Origin of the sequence: Actinoallomurus acaciae, assembly GCF_042429965.1 — a bacterium.
GTDB lineage: Bacteria > Actinomycetota > Actinomycetes > Streptosporangiales > Streptosporangiaceae > Actinoallomurus > Actinoallomurus acaciae.
On record NZ_JBHLZP010000987.1, the window covers coordinates 1 to 1,542 of the forward strand.

The window sequence follows — 1,542 nt, forward strand, 5'->3', positions numbered from 1 at the left end:
GAGCGTGGGGTCGCGCAACGCCTGGGGCCAGCCGGTCGCGGCGTTGGCGTCGAGCCAGCCGCGCACCATGTAGACCAGCAGGAGATCGAGCAGGCCGGACACCGCCGCGTCGCGGCCGGGCCGTCGGCCGCTCACCTCGCCGCCGAGCAGGTCGATGGCCGCGCGAAGCCCGGTGTGCCGCCCGGCCTGGGCGGGGAGGTGCACGACCTCGGGCAGCCGTGCCAGCACCGGGTGCGTCCGCGTCCGGTCGAGGCGATACTTGCCGCACAGCACGTCGATCGGCCCGTCCGGCTCGTCGACCGCGGTCTCGAACGGGACCGCGTGCTCGGCACGCGGGGAGTCGGAAAGGACGTGCGCGTCGCCGTGCGGCACCAGGACGACGTCACCGGGGCCGACCGGCGTGGGGCCTCCGTGTCCGGTGATCAGCCATCCGGCGCCGCGCAGGAACACGTGGAAACCGGCCCCGTCGTAGGGCGCGAAGCGGTAACAGCCCAAGGAGCCCAGGCGGAGCCGGTTGGAGGACGGCCGTCCGGTGCGCATGACCGCGATCACGTCGCTCAGCACGTCCATGAGCCGCATCCTAGCGAGAGCTGAGACGATCGAACATCGATGAGCGCATATCAAGCATTGAGACGCGCATCGACGGCGACCTAACGTGGCCCCATGAGCGGTTTTCAGCTGGGCGAGGTCGAGGTCACGAAGGTCGTCGAGTGGCAGGGCGAGATCGCCCCCGCCCGCCTCATCGTCCCGGACAGCACGCCGGAGATCTGGCAGGACAACCGGTCCTGGCTGGCCCCGGACCACTGGAACCCCGAGACCGACGAGTACCGCGGCGCCGTGCAGACGTGGCTGCTGCGCAGTGAGGGCAAGGTCGTCCTCGTCGACACCGGGGTGGGCAACGATCGGCACCGGCCGCAGATCCCGCTCTTCGACCATCTGCGGACCCCCTTTCTGGACCGGCTCGCCGAGGCCGGAGTCCGGCCGGAGGACGTGGACGTCGTCGTCAACACGCACATCCACTACGACCACGTCGGCTGGAACACCCGGGGGGAGGGTGAGGAGTGGGTTCCGGCGTTCCCGAACGCCACGTACCTGATCCCGCGGGCCGACCAGGAGTACTTCGACCCCCGCAACGCCCACCGGCGTCCCCCCGTACGCGACGAGCGCGACCGGCTCCGCCGGGAGGGGAGCCTCATCGTCTACACCGACAGCGTCGCGCCCGTGCTCGGCCGGGCCGTGCGGTGGGAGGGGGAGTACCGGATCGACCGGAACCTCTCGCTGGAGCCCGCGCCCGGCCACACCCCCGGCTCCTCGATCGTCCGGCTGTCCTCCGGCTCGGACCGCGCCGTGTTCGTCGGCGACCTGCTGCACAGTCCCGTGCAGATCCTCCGGCCCGCGTACAGCAGCTGCTTCTGCGAGGACCCCGCGCAGGCGGCGGCCACCCGCCGCGCCGTACTCGAACGCGCCGCCGACACGCGTGAGCTGGTCGTGCCCGCGCACTTCGCCGGCGCCGGGGCGGCCGAGGTCCGGCGTGACGGCGGG

The 1,542-nt window shown here is 72.4% G+C and carries 2 protein-coding genes; one reads left to right on the forward strand and one right to left on the reverse strand.

Going from position 1 to position 1,542, the window contains the following annotated elements; translation table 11 throughout:
• The coding region (locus ACFFNX_RS49660; protein ID WP_378213463.1) for a cupin domain-containing protein at positions 1–570 on the reverse strand (570 nt) is incomplete at its 3' end.
• 93 nt (positions 571–663) lie between these two features.
• On the opposite strand from ACFFNX_RS49660, the gene ACFFNX_RS49665 reads away from it, so the two are divergent.
• Positions 664–1,542, forward strand: an 879-nt coding sequence (locus tag ACFFNX_RS49665; RefSeq protein WP_378213464.1) for an MBL fold metallo-hydrolase, incomplete at its 3' end; no start/stop codon positions are given.